Here is a 21,667-nt window from a genome sequence, read left to right on the forward strand (position 1 = left end):
CATAGGGTTTGCTCGGGGCCGAAGGTGACGAAGCCGGCTCACCTAATCCTCCTCCCCTGCTGTATCAAGCGCGAAACATGCGTCGATCGGCCTATTGCCGACATAGCGAAGGGCCTCGATCCGACGACGACTTGTCTCGTACACCCGACCCGGAGAGCGATCTCCGGGTCGAGCGCCATTTCCGGTTCGCGCCGCTAACGGGCGACGCGAACCAAGTATTGGAGCAGCTCGCGAGGGTTCTAGAGCGGGCGTACGATCGACTGCTTGCGGTAGTAGTCTTCGAGCGTATCGGGACCAAGCACGCCGCCACCGCAGCCGCTCAGATTGCAGCCACCATACGACACTCCGTGCGGGAAGAGATTGTGTGCGTTGATCCACGAATTTCCGGCGACCAGACGCTCGGCCACTCGCGTCGCTCGGTCGAGGTCGCTCGTCCACACGCTGTTCGCGAGACCGTACGGGCTGCTGTTGACCAACGCTACCGCTTCTTCTTCGTCCTTGAACTTCATCACGTAGGCGACGGGGCCGAAGACCTCTTCGCGTGCGCAGATGTTGTCGGGTGCTCCACCGAGAAGCGCCGGCTTGACGTAGAAGCCTTCCTCGTAGCCGGAAACATCGGCGACACCGCCGGGAAGATAGGCTTCCGCGCCTTCCTTCGTCGAACGCTCCACGTAGCCCAGCACGCGGCGGCGCTGCTTGTCGCTCACGAGGGGACCGATCTGCGACGCCTCATCTCCGCCGTAGCCGACCTTCATTCCCTTCATCGTCGAAACGGCCTTGGCGATGAACGCGTCGGCGACCTTCTCGTGCACGATCCAACGGGTCGCCGTGCAGCAGACCTGCCCGGCGTTCAACGTGACCGCGGCCGCCAGAGCCTCTGCGGCGCTTTCAACTGCGATATCGTCGAAAAGGATTGCGGCTCCCTTTCCGCCGAGTTCGAGCTTGGTGGGAACAAGATTGCGGGCACAGGCCTCGGCCACGAGCTTGCCGATCTCTGGTGAGCCGGTGAAGGACATCCGGTTGATACCAGGATGGGATGAGAGAGCGGAGCCCGTGGTCGAACCCAGTCCCGTGATGACGTTCACTACACCTTTCGGAATGCCTGCCTCTTCCACAAGTCTCGCGAAGACGAGCGCGGACAGCGGAGTATCTTCCGCCGGCTTGATGACGATCGTGTTGCCTGCAGCCATCGCCGGGGCAACGCCCCATCCGAGCAACAAGAAAGGAAAGTTCCAGGGAAAGATGAAGCCACACACGCCATGCGGCTGCCTGACCGACCATGCATCGTTTCCGGATACCGGAAACGGCTCGCGATGTCGCGTGTTCACGCTGAGATCAGCGTAGTATCGGAAGGTCTGCGCCGCATGCGGGATGTCGAATGCGGTCGCCTGCGCACGGGGCTTGCCGACGTCCCGCGACTCGATCTCAGCCAGCAACGGAGTGTGCTTGTCGATCAGGTCCGCAAGTCTATGAAGAAGGACAGCCCGATCCTTCGGCGGCATGCTTCTCCAGGCCGTCTTGTTGAACGCTTGACGCGCCGCATCCACTGCGGCGTCGACGTCCGCTGCCTCCGCTGCCGGCACCCGCGCAAGGAGCTTTCCGGTGCCGGGATCGAGCGTCTCGAAGGTCTTTCCGCTCGATGCGGCAACCTGCTCGCCGCCGATGTGCATTTTGATTGGTTGCGAAAGGAATTCACCGATTGCGAAAGCTTTCGAATCGATCTTATTCATGGCCGTCCTCCATTTTGAACGCGATGACATACATCTCCGGACGTCAGTCGGCTTGCGACTGTCGTGCTTCGCGAGATGTCGCGACTTATTCTTCACGTCTGCGTGCCAACGGTTCGATCGCGTTGTGTTTGCATCGATGGCCGATTGACTGCTTCGAGAGACCATCGGTGATTGGTTCTGAAAAGGACCAACCTCGTGGCACCGCATGGTGCCAATCAATATTTTGGTTGTTTCGGTAAGAAGTGGATCCGGGCGGACGAACTGTCCTGTAGGGAGCGTCAAACCTGCGCCCCGTTTGCACGCGCCTGAGCAGTCACCGCAGGGCGCAGAGACGAATAAGCCACCGCGGATAGATGATCCGCGATGGCCATTTGGATGCAGACGGGCGCCACTGAGATATCTATCCGACCGCGGAGGCGCTTGGAGGTCGTCTCGGTTGGCCTATTTTCGGTACAGCTTAGCCGCCGGCGCTTCGTCCGGCGCCCAGATGCGATAGCTGAGCGTCGCGAATACCGTGCTGCCCTGCGGGATTAAAGAGAAGTCCGAACCGGTCGATACGAACGCCGCAGGGTTCGACGCCTTGGCCGAAACTTCCTGGGTCGCCCACACTTGGAGCGATGCCTTGCCGAAGTTGTATGCAACCAGGCCGCCCGCCGCCCAGACATTGTATCGCTGGGAGTTTCTCGAGGTTCCGCCAACCACGGTACAGCCGACCGGACAAGAGTCGTCGGAGACCTGGCCGTAGTAGTACGCGACAGGTCCGAACGTCCAATTTCCGATCGTTTTGGTGGCGGTGAAGTCCGCTTTGAAGACGCTGCCGGACGTATAGTTCGTGATGGAGTTCTTGGTGTTGATCTCGGCGGTCAAGGCGGCGCTGAGATTCCAACCTTCCTTCTGATATGAAACGATCAGTTCCGGCACGTAGGTCCACCAAGGATTTCCGATGTTGCCAAGGCCGTTTGCTCCCTGGATTGTTCCAGTCGGAGCCCAGAAGCCCAACCCGGTCTTGACCCCGAATCCGCTATCGCCAAGCTTCCAACTCAATTCCGCCGGAACGAAGAAGGTGTTGTGAACACCGCTCGCCTGGAAATTGATGGGACTGCCGACGCTCGCCATGATGAATGGCTGAGCTAGAACGGCATTGTAAGTGGCGCCGAGAAAAGTCCAGCCAGGCACCCAAAGAAAGCCTTGGACGTCGACCGCAGCCTGGGCGCCTACCTTCGTATTTCCTCCGAGCGCGCTATTCACGCCCGGACCGGTGAAGTTCGACTGATACGAAAACACCTGATTGAACATGTATACGCCGGGATCCGGAACCGAGGCGCTTGAACCGATGTAGGCGCCGGGTTTGCCCACGGCTCCGAACCCTCCCTCGTTCGCAGCCGCCGGCGAAGCCACCAACGCGGCAATGCCTGCCGCCGCCCACATAACTTTACCAATCGACTTCATTGAAACTCCCCCGATGCTTAGGTTTAGCGTCACGGCACTGTCACCTATGGAGCGATAATCGGGAGAGCAAACTTGGTACGCAGCGGACGAACACTCTATGAGCCCGTTCATCTGTAGCTTTTTTGTGCCACATCGGTACGCAGCGTACAGACCTTCGACAGAACCCTTCGGCGAATGGCGTTCAGACCGCAGGTTCGCGGGACTGCGACGACGGGACTACTTCTCGCACGCAGGGCTCGCATCGCCGCACGCGCCTGCGATTCGCGCGATCACGTCGCCCGCGTTATCCAAGAAGAATGACTACTATCGATCGATTCGACGCAGAGAACTGCGGTTGCCATCGCTACGAGACAAGCCCTAAAGCGCTCTGAATGGATTGCACCGATAGATAGCCCTTCGCGATGCTCACGTAGCAACTGCAGGCCCGTCGCTTCAGTAGCTCACGGTCGCGAATCTCGAGTACTCCCCGCATCTTCCGCACCAATCCCGAGCTCTCGAAGCGCAGCAGCGCTTCCGTGACTCCGGCGCGGCGCAATCCCAGCATGACCGCGATATGATCGTGGGTTATCGGCAGAACATCGCCTTCGAATGCATCGCAAGCCAGGCAAAGCCAGCTGGAAAGGCGCTCCTCGATATTGTGCCTGACGCAGCACAGCGCGGTCTGCGAGGAATGGATCAGGAGTGCTTGGACATACCGCAGGATATGTTCTCGAACCAACGGGCGCTCTTTCATGACGCCTTTCAAGTCTTCGACATGGATTCTCAATGCGGTACCAGGAACCAGCACGATCGATTGATGAACCGGCGTGTCGGTGCCCAGCGCAACCGATACGCCGACAGCGCCTTGCGATCCCACCATGGCCGTTTCGAGCGTGCAGCCGACAGCAAGCGTCCGAAGCGATACGATGCCGGTCTCGATGAAGTGCACATACTCCACACGCCCCCTCGGCTCGTGCAGGATCGTACGGGCCTTCAATACGACCGGCCGAAGAAACGGCTGAATGATCGATAGGTCTGCTCGAGGCAGATTGTGCAGAATGGAGTTCCTAGGAAGCCTATTCTGACCGTGCGGCATGGAACATCATCCTTGGTCCGGTCAACGCTGGATCGACCAGACAAGTGGCATCAAACAAATTCCACGATCAAGCCACCGATGTTCGATGCAACATTGCCTACCAACGAGCGGCCCAACGCCAACCCTCCGTGCGGGTCGCGCCGTCGTCGGCCCTCGCGGGCGCTCGCTGCCGAGCGCGGGAGGTGCTTCGTAGTTCACGTAACGGCCCGAGATACACGCAGTGACGAACGGCATTTTTCAATTGAATGGGAGCGCATCGCCACTCGACAATTCTTGGTTTCAGTGAATAACCGCAATTTGAATCCTTGCCTGCGTGAAGCATCCATCCTCACGATTTTCGAAAAGAGTGCTTCGGAAGCAAAGCATCGCCGATTGGTCCCGGAAAGGACCAAGACATGCAGGCTCGGTAGTGCCAAACCGCCGATAATTTGAGCTTTCACGGCCCTGCGGGCCTAACAAGTGCGCAACAAGGATCGACGCCGGTGAGCGAGTGCTGCGCGCGACGGCCATCGGTCACCAATGCTGCGTCACCGACAGAATCTTGCCAAGATTGAAAATGTTCTGCGGATCGAGCGCCTTCTTCATTGCCCGCATGACGCCGAAAGCCTCCAGGCCCAACTCGGTGTTCAGATACATCTGCTTGCCCTGTCCGACGCCATGCTTTCCGGTGCAGCTACCGTCCATCGATTGCGCGCGAGCGGTTAGGCGATGCACGAACTCTTCGCCGCGCGCCATTTCGTCCAGGTCGTTCACATTGCTGGCGAGGAAGTAATGGAAAGTGCCGTCGCCGACATGGCCGACGATCGGCGACGTAAGACCGAGCGACTTCAAATCCTCTTCGGTTTCGCTGACGCAATCCGCGAGGCGCGAAACCGGCACGCACACGTCGGTCCGAACCACATTCACGTTGTCGCCTTCCCGCAACGTCTTCGCCGACCGATAGAAGTCATGTCGGGCATGCCATCGCTTGGTGCGCTCCTCCGGCTTGATGGTCCAAGAGAAATCGCCGCCGCCGCAATCGCGCGCGATGCCGGGGAAAGTCTTGGACTGCTCCACGACCTCGGTTTCGCTGCCATGGAATTCCACCAGCAGCAGCGTCTCCGGCAGCGCCAGCCTGGAATTTAAATAGCAGGCGCTAACCTAGCAAACCGGTTACCAAACCACGACGACAGAGTGTCGATAGCGCCCTTCAGAGCCTGCTGCTTGGGCCGCCTCGAATTAACTGTGGTCGTCGTCGCGTCGAGTTCCTCTGCGTGGATGCCACAACGGGACATCGCATGCTCGAGTGCAAATACGGACGCTTCGATTTCGCGTGCGAATGGCGCCGGACTGTCCCGCCCCCGGGCGTAACCACCCGCTCGCCAAAAAAGCAGGACGGCGCGCGTCCCGCAGTTTGGGAGAACGAAGCGGCGAGGTATCGGAGCATAATAGATTGCTTCGTGTTGGATCCGATGCCGAAGCCGTCACGAGTAATCGTTGATGCTGGCCTGTGGAAAGGACCAACAAGGCACTCCCTCGTAGTACCAGAGCACGATAACCACTGAAATCGACGAGTGTGGACAAGCTCGACAGATGCCATGGCACCAGGCTCGGCCTTCTCGTCGGACGGTGACGAAGCGAGGAACGACCGTGTCGCCGCTTAAATCAAATTGCGATAACTGGGTGACAACCACACGACCCGAAGTGGGGAGATTGGAATGCCTGATCATGGCGAAGTGGCTTGCGCTACAGTCGGCGGCCACGACTAAATACGTAAAAGCACAGCGGCTCGACCTGTTTATGGCGTGCAAGGCGGTCAAACATCAGGCAGCCCGAACCGAGGCCATGAAACGATCCAGTTCTTCGCGAAGCCTGGTACTTTCGATAGAAAGCATCCGCGCTGAGTTCGACACTTCACCAGAGGCCATACCGGTTTCGTTGGCACCACGATTCACGTCTGTAATGCTGCCCGCAACCTCTTGAGTGCCGTGAGCGACGTTCTGAACATTTCGGGCGATTTCCTGGGTCGCCGCGCTCTGCTGTTCGACGGATGTCGCGATCGTTCCCGAAATCCGCGAAATTTGACTGATAATCTCGCTGATCTCTTTGATAGCCGCGACCGACATCTCCGTAGCCTCCTGCATACCCACGATGTGCGAAGAGATCTCATCGGTCGCCTTGGCTGTCTGGCTCGCAAGAGATTTCACCTCCGATGCAACGACCGCGAATCCGCGTCCCGCTTCGCCGGCACGGGCGGCTTCGATGGTCGCATTCAGCGCAAGCAGATCGGTTTGTTCGGCAATCGCCGTGATAATCTTCACAACGCTCCCGATCTGCAGCGCCGCGTGCGATAGTTTTGCGATCCGTCCGTCGGTCCGTTCGGCCTGTCTCACGGCCGATTCCGCTATACGGCTCGATTCCTGAGCCTGCCGTCCTATTTCGCCGACGGACGCCGAAAGCTGTTCTGTCGCGGAGGCGACTGACTGCACATTGGCCGATGCCTGACCCGACGCGTCGGCAACCCGTCCCGACAACTCCTGCGTCATCTCGACCGTCCGCGTCAACGAAAACGCAGAACTTTCGAGCTGTCTCGCCGACGAAGATACATTCGAGACGATGCCTCCCACAGCCAATTCAAAATCGTCTGCAAATCGGTTTAGATCGGCACGACGCGCAGCCTCGCTCGCCTGATTCTGGTGCTCTCGCTGAGACGCTTCACGCTCTGCTTTCGCCACGGCCTGCACCTTGAACTCCTCCACGGCGCTGGCCATCTCGCCGATCTCATCCTTGCGACCGAGTCCGGGAAGCACGACCGCGAAATTGCCACTAGCGAGCTCTCTCATCGCGGCACACATTGCCGTCATAGGCCTGGAAATGCCTCGCCCGAGAAACCACGCAAGAATTGCGCCGAACACCACGCCGCCAACACCAAGCATCGTCACGAAACGCGCCGTGTCTTGAGCAACTTTACTGAACTGCTTCGAAATGGATTGCTGTTGCGCTTTCAGATCGTCCTTGTTGACCTTTGCGTCCTTGACGATCGCGGCCGCCGCCACTCCCATCTTGCCCGTCAAACCTTCGACCTTGAGCGACTTCTCGACGAATCCTGAGAAGGCCTCCTGGTAGGCTCCCAGGAGACGGGACAGTTCCTTCGTTCCCTGCATCAGGGTTTCGCTCGAGGATTTGAGCTCCGCGACGCTGATCTGTAGAGCGAGCATCAGGCGGGCCTCATCTTTAGCAATGAGTGGGTCCGTCTTGGTGACGAAGTTGCCCACATTCGCGGCAACCAGGGCGAACTGCGTCTCCAATTCATTGACGGTCGATTGAACCGAGTTCGCCTCGGTCGATTCTGCGGAATCTGCGAGACCCGCAAGCCGATTGCGGAACACGTCAGCCGTCGGCGAGAGCTGCTTGGACGCAATGATTGTGTTCTCAGCCTTCAGCGCGACGATTTGACCGAACAGTTCGGTGAATTCATCGAACATCCTCGACAGGTCTGAGACCTGTTGCCGACGTGCCGCGCTTGTGACGCTCTCGGCACGCTTGATCGCGTTACCCAAATCGGCTTCGGCCGCGTGGGCCGCGGCCTCGTCGGCAGCATTTCCACTCATCGCATAGTAGCGCACGAGATTCTGATACACGGCTAGTTCCCGATCGATATCCCGTGCGGCATCGGTCTCGGCGACGATGCCCTGATAGGAGGCCATGCCGCTCGAGACTCGCTCGAACCCGAAAGACGCAATCCCCATGCTGATGGCGGAGATGCTGAGCACGATGGCAAAGCCCAGTATGATTTTCGCGCGAAATCTCAGAACGTACCAAAGTCCCCTCGTCTGCTTCCTGAGACCCATCGACCCGTTCATTCGTCCCCCTAATGCTGGTGCCACGCCGACTCTCAGTCCGACTCGTCGCGGCGATCTGCTAGCGGTCCTCGCCTCGTACGCGGCCGCAGGCAACGAGCTATAGATCGTGGCTTAGTTTTCGATTCGAAAAGGACCAAGGCACGCTGACTCAATGGTGCCACAGCAATGATATTTCATGCGTAGTCGCGGCACTTCTGATCCGCGTACAAATTCCGATCTGCAGATGATTAGGTCTCTTGCGCGTCGCAAACCTGACGGTCGGGTCCGGCGACGCCGGGCGTGTCCCTCGTACGTGGGTGCTGGACCGGGAAGCGAGTGACCACAAAATCCCGCTTGGTACTATCGATCGGCGTATCTGTGGTACTTTTCAGAGCCAATCGTGGGTGCTCTTTTCACGCGCGGGAGACGACTTGGCGACTTTCTCGCTACCCTGAGCGGACGCTCGACAAGGGGGCACGAAGCATGCCGGCCTTGATTGACCAGTTGGACACCACCAAGCTCGCCGCGATGCCTGGGTCAGATTCAACGCCACGGAGCTAACGATGGCGGCACGCGTAGACTGCAGTGGGAGATATGCCTTGAAGACGAGTTTCAACGCGATTGCGCTGATGATGGGGCGGGACTTCCTCGGATCGACGGGTTTTTCTTCCGAAGCAGAATTGTCAAGGCGGACCGACGCGTGCGTCATCCATACGCTCGACTGATCGGACTCTCATGCATTCCCGATTTCAATTCAGCTCGGCGACAACGAGCAAAAATGACCGTTGCTCCGGTCCGTCTGACGACGCTGCCTTGGTCGATGCGCTTCGGACGATCGTCGGGAGGTCAAATGTGCTTACAGGCGCGGGGGCGACCCGGAGCTTTTCTACGGGTTTTCGCTTCGGACGTGGTCCTGTAATCGCCGTCGTCCGCCCAGGCTCGCTCGTCGAACAATGGCGGGTACTGAAAAGCGTCATCGCCGCCGAAAAAATCGTGATCATGCAGGCGGCCAATACGGGTTTGACGGGTGGATCGACCCCGGACGGCGACGGGTACGACCGCGGCATAGTCTTGATCAACACCATGCGTCTCGCCGGCATCCATCTCATTAACCAAGGGGAGCAGGTTGTCTGCTTGCCGGGTGCTACGCTCTATCAACTCGAGAAGGCCTTGCAACCGATCGGGCGTGATCCCCACTCGGTGATCGGCTCATCTTGTATCGGCGCCTCGGTGTTCGGAGGCATCTGCAACAATTCGGGCGGCGCTTTGATCCATCGCGGTCCAGCTTTCACGCAGTTGGCCCTGTTCGCCCGTCTCGACGGAGAAGGCTCCCTCCATTTGGTGAACCATCTAGGAATCAATTTGGGCCGGGACGCGGAAGCGATACTGGAAAATCTGGAGAAGGGACGGTTCACGGAAGCCGACGTCACGAATGACCCGAACAAGCTCGCCTCGGACCACGACTATTCGATCCACGTGCGGGAAATCGAGTCCGAAGGCGCCGCACGGTTCAATGCTGATCCTCGACGACTGTACGAGGCGTCCGGTAGCGCCGGCAAGGTCATGCTGATGGCGGTTCGCCTCGACACCTTCCCCAAGACTGAGAGGACCAGCGTGTTCTACATCGGATCAAACGATCCGGCCGAATTCGGAATGATACGCCGTCACATGCTGTCTCGGTTCGGCTCGCTTCCAATTTCCGGCGAATATCTACACCGTACCGCGTTCGACATCGCGGAAAAATACGGCAAGGACGCGTTTCTCGCGATCAATTTCCTCGGAACGGGTTTTATGCCGCTGTGGTTCGCTACGAAGGCACGGATCGACGCCTTTTGCGAGCGCCTGCCGTTTCTGCCGAGCCACCTCAGTGACCGGATCATGCAGGCGGTTAGCTCACTCTTCCCGTGCCATCTTCCGAGGCGCATGAGGGACCACCGCCACCGCTTCGAGCACCACCTGATCTTGCAGATGGGCAATGACGGCATCGAGGAGGCCTCTCGATATCTCCGGTCGATCTTTCCGTCCGGAAGCGGTGATTTCTTCACGTGCACAGAGGAGGAAGGGAAGAAGGCGCTTCTCCATCGCTTCGCCGCCGCGGGTGCCGCAATCCGCTATCGTGCAATTCACTCGCGCGAGGTCGAGGACATCATCGCTCTCGACATCGCGTTGCGTCGTAACGACGAGGAATGGTTCGAACACCTTCCGTCGGACATCAACTCCAAGCTATTGCACAAGCTCTACTACGGTCATTTCTTCTGCCATGTATTCCACCAGGACTACATCGTCATGAAGGGAAATGATTGCCAAGCGATAGAGGAGGAGATGTTGCGTCTTCTCGACGACCGCGGCGCCGAATATCCGGCTGAGCACAACGTCGGGCACCTCTATCACGCGAAGCCGGCGCTGATCGACCACTACAGGTCCCTGGACCCCTGCAACGTGTTCAATCCAGGGATTGGCAGGACAAGCAAGTGCTCGCATTGGAAAGCCGAACCGGCGGCCCACTAGGTAATCGCCAAGTGTCACTTTTCTTCGTGCTTTTACCGAAACCTGAGATTTAGGACGCGTATGACAATGTTGGCCATCGCTTATAAATGCCGTCGACTCCGACGCAGAGAGATCACGCACGACATCTCGCGAAACTGCGGGCACGCGAAGCCATGAAGCGCTTCATCGGAAAGCTTCTCGTCGCAAATCGCTCCGAGATCGCCATTCGGGTTTTCCGTGCGGCTACGGAACTGGGAATTCGAACGGTCGCGATCTACGCCGAAGAGGACAAGCTATCGCTGCATCGCTTCAAGGCTGACGAGGCCTATCAGGTCGGCAAGGGGATGGGGCCGATTGAGGCCTACCTCTCAATCGATGAGGTGATACGCGTCGCGAAGGAAGTGGGGGTCGACGCCATCCATCCAGGCTACGGCTTCTTGTCGGAAAGCCCCGAATTCGCCGACGCGTGCGCTGCAGCCGGCATCATCTTCGTGGGCCCCCGACCCGACACGATGCGCACGCTCGGCAACAAGGTCTCAGCACGCAATCTCGCCATATCGATCGGCGTTCCAGTGATGCCGGCCACTGATCCGTTACCGGATGATCCGGCGGCCATCAGGAGGCTTGCCGCAGAGATAGGCTATCCGCTCATGCTCAAGGCGTCGTGGGGCGGCGGTGGCCGCGGCATGCGTCCCATCGAGAATGAGAATGCATTGATCGATGCGGTTACGACGGCACGACGCGAAGCGAAGAGCGCGTTCGGCAAGGACGAGGTCTATCTTGAAAAGCTGGTGCGGCGGGCACGCCACATCGAGGTTCAGCTCCTGGGCGATGCACACGGCAACGTCCTTCACCTCTTCGAGAGGGATTGCTCAATCCAGCGACGGAATCAAAAAGTGATCGAGCGTGCTCCCGCACCCTTTCTGGACGATGCCATGCGCGCCTCCTTGTGTGAGGCAGGGCTCAAGATCGGACGGGCGACGGACTACGTCGGAGCCGGCACCGTCGAATTCCTGATAGATGCCGATACTGGCGCTTTCTACTTCATAGAAGTGAATCCCCGCATCCAGGTAGAGCACACGGTCACAGAAGCCGTCACTGGACTCGATATCGTAAAGGCCCAGATCCGCATCGCCGAAGGCGGGCGGCTCGGTCGGCCAGAAGAGACCGGCATCCCGCGACAGACAGGTATCACGCTCAACGGCCATGCTGTCCAATGCCGCATCACGACGGAAGATCCAGATAACCACTTCATCCCGGACTATGGTCGTATATCGGCATATCGCGGCGCCTTCGGCTTCGGCATCCGCGTCGACGGCGGCACCGCCTATTCGGGGGCCTTAGTCACCCGCTATTACGATGCGATGCTGGAAAAGGTGACCGCATGGGCGCCGACGCCAGCGGAGGCGATCGCCCGGATGAAGCGAGCTTTGCGCGAATACCGCATCCGCGGCGTCTCGACCAACTTGTTATTCCTCGAGGCAGTGCTTTCACACCCGAAATTCGGCGCGAACGATTACACGACCCGTTTCATCGACGAGACGCCTGAATTGCTCAACGCTTCCAAGAGGCGCGACCGGGCGACGAAGTTACTGACCTACATCGCCGACATCACGGTCAACGAACAGCCCGAGGTCAAGGGTCGAGCCCGCCCCTCTGCCGGAACCCGGTCGACGCAAGCGCCGGTGTTCCCCATGGCACGCCCCATAGAAGGGACCCGCTCACTCCTCGAGCGCCTTGGGCCGAGGGGCTTTGCCAATTGGATGCGCAACGAGGCGCGCGTCCTTGTTACAGACACCACCATGCGCGACGCGCATCAATCGCTCATCGCGACCCGTATGCGTACCTTCGACATCATCGGCGCAGCGGAAGCCTATGCTTCCGGACTGCCTCAGCTCCTCTCGCTCGAATGTTGGGGCGGCGCGACGTTCGACGTCGCAATGCGCTTCCTCAAAGAAGATCCATGGGAACGCCTGGCTCTTTTAAGAGAGAAAGTGCCAGGCACGCTACTACAGATGTTACTGCGCGGAGCGAACGGTGTCGGCTATACCAACTATCCCGACAACGTCGTGCGCCAATTCGTGCGTCAGACGGCGGACGCGGGCATGGACATCTTCCGCATCTTCGACTGCCTCAATTGGGTCGAGAACATGCGTGTCGCCATTGACGCCGTCGTCGAGACAGGGAAATTAGCGGAAGGTGCCATCTGCTATACCGGAGATATCCTCGATCCTGAACGGGCCAAATATTCGTTGCGCTATTACGTCGACCTCGCCAAGGATCTAGAAAAGGCAGGCTGCCACATCCTAGCCATCAAGGACATGGCAGGCCTACTCAAGCCCGCAGCGGCCAAGGCTTTGGTAACCGCTCTGCGCGAAGAAGTGGGCCTGCCGCTCCGTCTGCACACCCACGACACGTCCGGCGTTTCCGCAGCAACGGTGCTGGCCGCAGTTGATGCCGGGGTCGACGCCTTCGACGCCGCCATGGACACCATGTCCGGCGCCACCTCCCAGCCGAGCCTCGGCTCGCTGGTGGAGGCGCTCCGCCACACACCCAGGGCGACCGGCCTTGGCCTCGACGAGATCCGACAGCTTAGCCACTATTGGGAGACGGTTCGAGCGCAATACGTGGCGTTCGAAAGCGGCCTTAAGTCCGGAGCGTCCGAAGTCTATCTCCACGAAATGCCGGGCGGGCAATTCACGAATCTGAAGGAGCAGGCGAACTCGATGGGTCTCGGGACGCGTTGGCACGAAGTGGCGCAGGCCTATCGAGCCGCCAACGATCTATTCGGTGATATCGTGAAAGTCACACCCTCGTCCAAGGTCGTCGGCGACATGGCCCTTATGATGGTGACCCAAGGACTGACGCCGCACGATGTGCTCGACCCAGCGCGAGAGATCGCATTTCCTGCCTCTGTGTCCGGAATGCTTCGCGGCGACCTCGGACAACCCCCTGGCGGATGGCCGGAGGCATTGCAACAAAAGGTGCTCAAGGGCGAACGGCCGTCCACTGCACGACCAGGCTCCCTGCTGGCGCCGACCGACATTGCAGCTGTCCGGAATGATGCCGAAAAGATGTGCGGCCGAGCTCTCGGCGAGCGGGAGCTGTGCTCCTATCTCATGTATCCTAAGGTTTTCGCCGAATTCTGCGATGCAAGCCGGAAATACGGGCCTGTCTCCGCCTTGCCGACGCCAATTTTCTTTTACGGCATGCAGGTCGGTGAGGAGATCTCCGTATCCATAGAGCGGGGTAAGACGCTCGTCATCCGTCTGCAGGCACTCGGCGAAGCAGATGAGGAAGGGCAATTGCGCGTATTCTTCGAACTGAACGGCCAGCCGCGCGTCATTAAGGTTCGGAGTCTCGCCGCCGCCGACCTTCGTCAGGTAGCCCGACAGGCGGACGCGACGAACGATATGCACGTCGCCGCTCCCCTGCCGGGAACCATCGCTTGCATCGTAGCGAGGGTGGGACAAGAAGTGAAAGCGGGCGACGTTCTGCTGACCATCGAAGCCATGAAGATGCAAGTCGCCGTTCGCGCCGGTAGTGACGGGCGCATCGCCGAGGTCTTGGTCAAAGAAGGCGCTCAGGTCCAACCGAAGGATCTTCTCGTTGCTCTTGAGTGACTCCTCTCCGCCCTAAAGGGGGCGCCATATCACGCAACAGGACAGGCGGCCTCGTGCCGATTACCGCTACGAACGTTTCGATGCTGTGATCACCCAGGCACTCGGAGCCAGTGGCTTTTAATGGGGCCTCATTCCAGCCGGAAAGGACCAAAATCGCGCCGCTGTATGGTGCCAACCTACACTGATACTGTATTTGCTGAATCTGGGCACATTTGAGGTGCAATCAACTACCCTGCCCAGAGCGGAAGCGCGGATAGGACCGACTGTTGTTGTCGAGCCATTTCATTGGTGATCGGACTATTCGCGCCGATCTGACGATCGCCACAATCACACATTTAAAGACGGAACGTCTACGCGGCCCCTCGATCGTTGCCAACTGACGATCGAATATTGGTATCGCGCGAAGATAAGTGGCCCGCGGTTTGCGCTCTCTATTCATCGCCGCTCTAAACATACTGCCAGGATACGTAAACCCGACCAAACTTTGACGCCGGCAAGCCTAGTCAGATCGCACTAAACACCTTTCACATCTACTCACCCGGCAACCGGTCAACGACAAGGAATTTGCGTGGGACCTTGTAGCGCGCCAGCCTTGCAGTCACCGTCGATTGCGCAGCTTGGATGAGATCCGCGGCATCAACGGCCGGTTCTGTCACCATGTAGGCTACCACCGTTTCCCCCCATTCACGGTTGGGCTCTCCTCTTACCAAGACGCGAGAGACACCCGGCACCTCAGACAAAACCACTTCAATTTCCCCTGGGTATACATGGTAACCGGTGTTGATCATGCGGTCGAGACGCCCGCGATAGAACAGGTAGCCCTGTTCATCCATGTCCATGACATCTCCGAGAGAACAATAACCCTCTGCGTCCTTGTACTCCGCAACTGTCATGTCGCTGGCAACAAGAAGCTCTCTCGTGCTGGATGTCGAGGTTGACCTCAGCTGTACCTTCACCTCGTCGATCGGCCGACCACAGCTTGTCGCCAAAAGATCGTTTCCTTTGGCGATCGCGGCGTGATCGGCGGTGTCTAGGACGCTGATGGGCCACCCTCCCTCCATACGCCCATAAATTTGCGAAAGGACAGGACCAAAGCAGCGGACCGAGCGACGAATATCGTCAACCACAATAGGACCTCCACCATAAAGAATATGGCGCAGAGATCCGGTCATACCCTCTTTCCGTTCCGCCGCTTCGGTCAACCGACTCAACATCTGAGGCACGAGCATCGTCGCTGTCACCCCGTGCTCCTTGATGGTATCAACCAACACGTCTCCCGAGAAATGATCAACGAGGACTTGTGGTTTCGCCATCATCAGAAAGGGAAACGTGCCGACGAGGCCCGTCGCGTGCATGATCTGCTGAGAGGCAAGGAAGACCTCGTCTTCTTCCCGCCACAAGCCAAATCGACCGTCACGATAGAGGTCGACATTGGTCCTGAGAATTGCATCCCAGTTTCCGTAGGAAAACGGAATGGCAAACAGTTCTCCGTTTGCGACAGATCGCGGATACAGGCTTAACGTATGGGTACCTGAGACGTCTTGCGGACCGATGGGTTCGCCCAGGAACGGTTCGTCCCGATCATGCACAGTCGTAATGCCGTCGAGCATTGCCGCATGCTCCCTATCGGCGAGAACCAGATCGGCCCCGCCGGCTCGGAAGGTCGCTCCTGCCTCTGCGGCTTGCGCATTGGGGTCGACAGTAATGCGGGTTAATCCAGCCCACTCGACCGCGAGGAATGCCTCCACTGCTTCAATGCTATTTCGATACCAGATTCCGATTATTCCCGATCGCCCTGTTTCTTCGAGAAGCTTGCCGGCCAACTTCTCGACGCGATCCACCAACGCGGCGCCACTGATCGAGCGACCAGTCAGCTCGTAGACGATCGGGCGATCGCCGCGCGACAACAACGCCCGTCTTGTCAGTTCTGCCGATCGCATCGCTAGGTCTTTCGCTTTGCGAGCTGGTCGCGCAACTCTTCACGGCGAACCTTGGCTCCGCCAAGAACAGTCGGAAGTTCATCGACGAAGAACAAATGATCGGGTCGCGCGGGCACGCCAAGATCTCGCGCGGCGGCCAGAATGTCTGCTGCGAGGTCTGGCGTAGGCTTGTACCCATCCTTTAGCAGGATACCGGCCACAACGCGATGTGCGCCGTCTTCACCCAGGCCGACCACGCCACAGTTGGCGACGGCCATGTGGCGCAATAGCACCGCCTCAACTACGTGCGGATAGACAATCCCGGCAGCGCACAGAATTCGATCTTTGGCGCGATCGAGAAAATAAACGAATCCGCTCTCATCAAGATAACCGACGTCGCGCGGCCTGAACCAGCCGCCTTCGAAGAAGGACTCGTTCGTCTTCTCCGGGAGGTTCCAGTACTGGCTCAACGACATTGGGCTCCGGACAACGATTTCACCGATTTCTCGCGGCGCAAGCCGCACTCCCTTCTCGTTCACGACAGCAACTTCGAAGAAAGCCGAAATGCTTCTCCCCACACTGTTGATACGCTCGGGATCTGCTCCGACATCTTCCGGTAATAGACGAGTGGTTGGCGCGCCCTGCTCGGTTGATCCAAATCCATGACACCAGACTGGACCGAGAACGCGGGTCACGCGGTCCAACTGCTCGGGGGTGGCGAAGAAGATCATGATGCGTTTGAGATTGTGCTTTATACCGCCGCGCGCCTCGATCGCGTCGAGGATCGGCGTCAACATTGGACCGGGCACGAACACGCCAGTCACCGAATCGGCCACGATCGTATCGACGATCACCCCAGGATCAAAAACCTCATCATCGACGAGTATGGTCCTCGCTCCGCGCATAAAGTAGGGCATCAGCGTCTGGAAGCCGGTCGCCCACTGCAATGCGTGAAAATGAAGGCATACTTCGTGCGATCCGATCGCACCGGCCGCGAACGTGTCGAGATGCTCGACGTTACCGGCGATAACTGCGCGCCAAGAGCGATACGTCGCGATCCACGGCTTTGGGTCGCCGGTGGTGCCTGTCGTAAGCTGAAGGAAGCAGGACGCGTTTTCATCGACGTCAAGCGCAGGATCTGCATTGTTGCCCTTACGTACAATGTCCTCATAGGGGACAGCCCAGGATGGCGCGTTCGCGCCAAGGGCAACAAAGACCTTAACCGTTTTCAACGAGCTACGAAATTCGTCGACGACCTTTGCGAAGCGGGTATCGAAGACCAGCGTGGTCGCTTCAATGTGATTAAGAGTACGAACATGGACTGAGAAGTCGAAGTGGCTGTGTAGCACGACGCGTACTAGGTTCCACTTCTCCATGCCGAACCAGAGTTCGGCCACTTCGATCCTGTTAAAGGACAACACCCCAACGCGATCGCCTTGCTTCACACCAGCGGCGAGCAGTCCGGACGCTGCGCAGTTGGCGCGTGCATTCAGCTCGCTGTAGGTTCGGTTGCCTTGGGGAGAGGTTATTGCGATCCTTTGCGGAAAGCGTCTCACCGTCGTTGTGATCTGTCCTCCGGCCTCGACCTTCATGTCTCTCCCCTTTTCTGTGAACATTCTTCTCTAGCTAGATTTGCGCATTGCGCAGGTAGCTCAGACAGCAGAGCCCTTAGACGGGCTTCGCCAAACGGGCACCCGCGAGTTCGGAAACCCAACCAGCAAGAGCGCCGATAACCAAGCTGCCTACAGTCGGCGGTAAGGCCTCAACGGGCGCTACCCCCTTCAACAGGATGAACGCGGCGATAGCCGCGAAACCGTAGACACTAGCCGGAATAGCCGACAGCAACGGGATGTATGCCGCGAGCACGATGATTGCGGCCCCGACGGCGCCTGCAATCGGCACCGCAAGCGAGCCCATAAAGCCGAGATACCCGGCAGAGATAACTACAAGAGCGCCTATAAAAGCGCCGAAAACCGTACAGATAATCGTTGTTTTGAGGCCAGCGGCCTTTCCGCCACAGTGATAAAAGCAGCCCCATCCCAAGAAGCATTGCCAGATCTGAAATTGAAAAGGCACGAGCGGACCCAAGAATACCCAGATGACGGGCACGGCAATGATCCCGATCGCTATCGCCAAAGCAGAAAGTAACGGCATTATTCGTCTCCCCCATTCCTATTGCGGATCGTTGCTTCAAAGGATGAAGGGGATGGAAGAACCTGTCTCGGACGGGCGGGCAGGAAAAATCGACTGTGAGGGCAAAGTGCGCCTCTTTATCGCACTCGTCTCTTGACCGCTTGAGATTACGTGCCGTAGCGTACGAAAACCTTGGATGGCCCCGATGTTCGCGATCAGGCATTCCACACAGGACGTTCCACCCAGCCAGTCGCTAGAGTACTGGCACGACTGGGTATGTGACACATTCGTCAACCTTGATTGCCATGTGATAGACAGGGCCAATTTCAGGGGAGCGATGTTTGCACAGTCCATCTCTTCGCTGATGCTGACCCGAATGGGCTCAGATCGAATGGAGTTGGTGCGTTCGCGTCAACGTATTGCAAAGGGCCGAGAAGATTGCTTTCTGATCGCTATTGAAGGGCGCTCGGCGAGCGCGCTGCTCCAGGACGGACGCGAAGGCGTTCTCGATGTGGGCGATTTCGCAATTGTCGACAGCAGCAGGCCGTACTCCGTGCTGTTTCGCGAAGGCTTCGAACATCACGTCCTGAGAATTCCCCGGCGTGAAATGGCCTCTAGGCTCGGGTCGCTCGACGCGGTGACGGGCCTAACGTTTAGCGGTTCTCGCGGCGCAGGCAAGATCGCGTCCGCTCTTTGCCGTATGCTTTCAAGCGATCTAGATTCGTTGCCGGCCTCGGGAGTGCATCAGGTAGCTGGGAGTCTGCTTGATCTTTTTGCTGTGGCGATTGGGGAGCGTTTGGGCGCGCGAAATGTCCACGAGACCGCTACCCGCAACGCGTGGTTCATCAGAATCCGCAACTACATCGATGCTCACTTATCTGATCCGGACCTCTCCAGAGCCAACATAGCGCAGGCTCTTGGCGTGTCGGTCCGCCATCTGTCGGACATCTTCGGCTCGAATGATGTGTCGGTGATGGCCTATATTTTGGAGCGTCGACTGCACAAATGCCACCTCGCACTGGTTGACCCGGCCCAAAACGGGCGGAGCATTTCAAGCGTGGCCTTTGGCTGGGGCTTCAACGACCTATCCCATTTTGGCCGCGCCTTCCGCGCGCGCTACGGCGTCTCGCCACGAGAGCTCCGCGCTTGCACCCGCGCGGTTGCAACCCCCAAATGCTAATTGCTGTGAGGCGAAGTGGCGAGCGTTTGCGTCGCAAGAGATCGACGTCACCGCATATATGCCACGCTCGCGGTATTGCTCCGTAGAACTCCGTATTCGCCGGCCGTTTAAAGACCCTGGCAAACGGGCTTTCACTTTCCTGCGCGAGCCCATGCGCTGCCTGCTTGAAGAACTTGATCGTTGAGATCGGCGAAATCCTGTCGTTTGTCGGGCTGATATGTTTTGAAGTGGTCCCCTTTACGGTGTGTAAGAAACCAGAGTTTCCGATGCCGCTTTTGGCAGTCAGAATTGCGCGCTGGAGTGCGTCGCCAGGTGCAGACTACTTACTACAGTTCACTAGGCCGGTGGATCGCTTCAGCGTACCCTTGCGCCTACGTTAGTTTGCTCATCTCTAGTTCGGACATTGGCCAAGAAGCCGCGAGCATCCTCCACCCCCTAAGAACCGGTTTCTCGACGCTGGCAACTAGCCCTTGCCAGCACATCGTGAATGCAACAGGACTGTTCCCGAGTCAGGCGGCCTCCCGCCGGTTGCTTGGCATTTTGGCTCTAAACGCACCTCAGCGCTTGGCCCTACCGTTTCCATGTAGAATCCTGTTTGATGTGTCGAAACGATAGAATGGGCGGTCGTTGCAAGATCGGATCATGCCGACTGCCGCTTCTGCGTTTCGCAGGACTAATTGTAATGGGCGGAGCTACTTAGAATACGAGCGTGTAGCCTTTTCCGTGTTGCGTCGATATGCACCGCATTTTTCAGACCTACATCGATCGTCTATCCGAAAGCGCCGATGTAACGGCGTTTCGGGAAAGCATGGTAGAGGCAACTCGCGCGCTGGAACTGTCTTGTTTCGCCTATCTATGCTTATCCGGCCGAAAAGGTGGTGCTCCGCAACTGATATCGACCTATCCGTCCACCTGGACAGCGCAATATTTAAAAAACCACTACGAACGTTTAGATCCCGTGATCACCCAAGCGCTCGAAGAAACTGAGCCCTTTCAATGGGGTCTCAATTCGACAGCGAGCATGCTATCGCGACCGCAGCGGGAGTTATTCGAGGATGCCGCCAGATTTGGCATCACGTGTGGCTTTACAATTCCTATTCACGATGGTCGTGGTCCAATCGCTGCCGTCACTTTTGCAGCAGACGAACATCGCGGTGCTGCCTTTTCTCGGCGCATCGAAGCGCACAGACAAGTACTTCAGCTCATGGCGATGTATTTTCATGCGCATGTTCGACGCAAGCTCTCTCCCGATCGGGTCATCGATGGCGTGTCGTTATCACCTCGCGAATTCGAATGCCTCGAATGGGCGGCGCAGGGCAAATCTGCCTGGGAGATCGGGCACATCCTCGGCATTACACGTCGCACGGCCTCCTTCCACTTGGAAAACGCCAAAGCGAAGCTTGGCGTGCGCTCAATCTGCCAAGCAGTCGCCCGGCTAATCGCTTCAAGGTCAACGATGCAGTAATCCCACTTTCTGCGCATCCTGTGCATCAGTACAGGATGTGTCGGCGTAGCAATTCGCCTCCAATGCTGAAAGGTCAGCAATCGAGGAGGCGATCATGATGCAGCTGATAACGGCTGATTACTTCGGTAACTTTATTGGAGAGATTGCGGAGATGCACCGTCTGCGCTACCGCGTTTTCAGGGAACGACTGGATTGGGACGTCCAGGTCAGCGGCGATATGGAGATCGACGCGTTCGACGCCCTTCAGCCTTGCTACTTGCTACAGCGTGCCGGTGATGGGCGCATCCAGGGCTGCGTGCGCTTGCTTCCATCCACCGGCTCCACGATGCTTCGCGATACTTTTCCCGTTCTCTTGGACGGAGCATGCGCTCCCGCTAGCCCGACCATCTGGGAAAGCAGCCGCTTTGCGCTCGATGTTACGGCCGACGCGCCAAAGGGCGCTCACGGCCTGGCAACGCCGACCTACGAACTATTCGCGGGTATGATCGAGTTCGGTCTGTCGCGACAGCTTACCGAGATCGTCACCGTCACCGACGCCCGGATGGAGCGGATTTTGCGCCGCGCCGGGTGGCCTTTGCGGAGAATAGGTAAGCCTCGCCCGCTCGGCAGCACCGTGGCGGTTGCGGGCTATCTCGAGGTTTCGTCACATGCCTTGGCGCGCGTGCATACCGCGGGTGGCCTGCATGGACCCGTGCTGTGGGCTCCAGTCGCGTTCATAGCCGCCTGAGACACTTTTATTGAGCCTCCGCGAGCTTTCCCTGGCGACGTCTGCACGCAGACGTCGC

The 21,667-nt window shown here is 58.4% G+C and carries 13 protein-coding genes and 1 pseudogene; 6 read left to right on the plus strand and 8 right to left on the minus strand.

From position 1 onward, the window contains the following. Positions 1–239: 239 nt before the first annotated feature. The 5 genes and pseudogenes from AC1RR3_RS00185 to AC1RR3_RS00205 form a co-directional block, all read right to left on the minus strand. The gene (locus AC1RR3_RS00185) at positions 240–1,730 is read right to left on the minus strand and encodes an aldehyde dehydrogenase family protein (protein WP_492818158.1); all 1,491 of its coding nucleotides are present in this window, start codon (positions 1,728–1,730) and stop codon (positions 240–242) included. A 441-nt stretch (positions 1,731–2,171) separates the two neighbouring features. Next, positions 2,172–3,179 (minus strand): SphA family protein, encoded by a 1,008-nt coding sequence (locus AC1RR3_RS00190; protein WP_492818160.1) that lies wholly within the window; start codon positions 3,177–3,179, stop codon positions 2,172–2,174. Positions 3,180–3,522: 343 nt separating this feature from the next. Then, positions 3,523–4,254, minus strand: coding sequence for a Crp/Fnr family transcriptional regulator (locus tag AC1RR3_RS00195; protein WP_492818162.1), 732 nt, complete (start codon positions 4,252–4,254; stop codon positions 3,523–3,525). Between the two features lie 513 nt (positions 4,255–4,767). Continuing rightward, positions 4,768–5,394 (minus strand): annotated as a pseudogene (locus AC1RR3_RS00200) (FAD-binding oxidoreductase); the annotation flags it as partial. A 662-nt stretch (positions 5,395–6,056) separates the two neighbouring features. Next, positions 6,057–8,084: a methyl-accepting chemotaxis protein gene (locus AC1RR3_RS00205; protein WP_492819746.1), complete on the minus strand. Its 2,028-nt coding sequence runs from the start codon at positions 8,082–8,084 to the stop codon at positions 6,057–6,059. Between the two features lie 590 nt (positions 8,085–8,674). On the opposite strand from AC1RR3_RS00205, the gene AC1RR3_RS00210 reads away from it, so the two are divergent. The 3 genes from AC1RR3_RS00210 (at position 8,675) to pyc (ending at position 14,185) form a co-directional block, all read left to right on the plus strand. Continuing rightward, the gene (locus AC1RR3_RS00210) at positions 8,675–8,800 is read left to right on the plus strand and encodes a hypothetical protein (protein ID WP_492818164.1); all 126 of its coding nucleotides are present in this window, start codon (positions 8,675–8,677) and stop codon (positions 8,798–8,800) included. Between the two features lie 10 nt (positions 8,801–8,810). After that, entirely contained in the window at positions 8,811–10,583 is a 1,773-nt protein-coding gene (gene dld, locus AC1RR3_RS00215; RefSeq protein ID WP_492818166.1) for a D-lactate dehydrogenase, read from the plus strand. Positions 10,584–10,735: 152 nt separating this feature from the next. After that, positions 10,736–14,185 carry a pyruvate carboxylase gene (pyc, locus tag AC1RR3_RS00220; RefSeq protein WP_492818168.1) on the plus strand — a complete coding sequence of 1,150 codons (3,450 nt, stop codon included), beginning with the start codon at positions 10,736–10,738 and terminating at the stop codon, positions 14,183–14,185. A gap of 530 nt (positions 14,186–14,715) precedes the next feature. On the opposite strand, the gene AC1RR3_RS00225 is transcribed toward pyc, so the two are convergent. The 3 genes from AC1RR3_RS00225 to AC1RR3_RS00235 form a co-directional block, all read right to left on the minus strand. Then, positions 14,716–16,125 (minus strand): class I adenylate-forming enzyme family protein, encoded by a 1,410-nt coding sequence (locus AC1RR3_RS00225; protein WP_492818170.1) that lies wholly within the window; start codon positions 16,123–16,125, stop codon positions 14,716–14,718. A 2-nt stretch (positions 16,126–16,127) separates the two neighbouring features. Further along, positions 16,128–17,696 carry a class I adenylate-forming enzyme family protein gene (locus AC1RR3_RS00230; RefSeq protein ID WP_492818172.1) on the minus strand — a complete coding sequence of 523 codons (1,569 nt, stop codon included), beginning with the start codon at positions 17,694–17,696 and terminating at the stop codon, positions 16,128–16,130. Positions 17,697–17,772: 76 nt separating this feature from the next. Beyond that, positions 17,773–18,258, minus strand: coding sequence for a DUF1097 domain-containing protein (locus AC1RR3_RS00235; RefSeq protein ID WP_492818174.1), 486 nt, complete (start codon positions 18,256–18,258; stop codon positions 17,773–17,775). Between the two features lie 184 nt (positions 18,259–18,442). Between AC1RR3_RS00235 and AC1RR3_RS00240 the strand changes: the two genes are divergently transcribed. The 3 genes from AC1RR3_RS00240 to AC1RR3_RS00250 all read left to right on the plus strand — a co-directional run bounded on the left by AC1RR3_RS00240 (position 18,443) and on the right by AC1RR3_RS00250 (position 21,609). After that, positions 18,443–19,417 carry an AraC-like ligand-binding domain-containing protein gene (locus tag AC1RR3_RS00240; protein ID WP_492818176.1) on the plus strand — a complete coding sequence of 325 codons (975 nt, stop codon included), beginning with the start codon at positions 18,443–18,445 and terminating at the stop codon, positions 19,415–19,417. Positions 19,418–20,153: 736 nt separating this feature from the next. Next, positions 20,154–20,882, plus strand: coding sequence for a helix-turn-helix transcriptional regulator (locus AC1RR3_RS00245; protein WP_492818178.1), 729 nt, complete (start codon positions 20,154–20,156; stop codon positions 20,880–20,882). Between the two features lie 94 nt (positions 20,883–20,976). Next, positions 20,977–21,609, plus strand: a complete 633-nt coding sequence (locus AC1RR3_RS00250) for an acyl-homoserine-lactone synthase (RefSeq protein WP_492818180.1) — start codon at positions 20,977–20,979, stop codon at positions 21,607–21,609. Positions 21,610–21,667 lie beyond the last annotated feature (58 nt).

It is taken from the genome of Bradyrhizobium sp. GW821-FHT13H05 (assembly GCF_058804065.1).

Coding starts and splice junctions, on each gene's coding strand:
- AC1RR3_RS00185 (WP_492818158.1), bottom strand. CDS start 1,730: ATGAATAAGATCGATTCGAAAGCTTTCGCAATCGGTGAATTCCTTTCG.
- AC1RR3_RS00190 (WP_492818160.1), bottom strand. CDS start 3,179: ATGAAGTCGATTGGTAAAGTTATGTGGGCGGCGGCAGGCATTGCCGCG.
- AC1RR3_RS00195 (WP_492818162.1), bottom strand. CDS start 4,254: ATGCCGCACGGTCAGAATAGGCTTCCTAGGAACTCCATTCTGCACAAT.
- AC1RR3_RS00205 (WP_492819746.1), bottom strand. CDS start 8,084: ATGGGTCTCAGGAAGCAGACGAGGGGACTTTGGTACGTTCTGAGATTT.
- dld (WP_492818166.1), top strand. CDS start 8,811: ATGCATTCCCGATTTCAATTCAGCTCGGCGACAACGAGCAAAAATGAC.
- pyc (WP_492818168.1), top strand. CDS start 10,736: ATGAAGCGCTTCATCGGAAAGCTTCTCGTCGCAAATCGCTCCGAGATC.
- AC1RR3_RS00225 (WP_492818170.1), bottom strand. CDS start 16,125: ATGCGATCGGCAGAACTGACAAGACGGGCGTTGTTGTCGCGCGGCGAT.
- AC1RR3_RS00230 (WP_492818172.1), bottom strand. CDS start 17,696: ATGAAGGTCGAGGCCGGAGGACAGATCACAACGACGGTGAGACGCTTT.
- AC1RR3_RS00235 (WP_492818174.1), bottom strand. CDS start 18,258: ATGCCGTTACTTTCTGCTTTGGCGATAGCGATCGGGATCATTGCCGTG.
- AC1RR3_RS00240 (WP_492818176.1), top strand. CDS start 18,443: ATGTTCGCGATCAGGCATTCCACACAGGACGTTCCACCCAGCCAGTCG.
- AC1RR3_RS00245 (WP_492818178.1), top strand. CDS start 20,154: ATGCACCGCATTTTTCAGACCTACATCGATCGTCTATCCGAAAGCGCC.
- AC1RR3_RS00250 (WP_492818180.1), top strand. CDS start 20,977: ATGATGCAGCTGATAACGGCTGATTACTTCGGTAACTTTATTGGAGAG.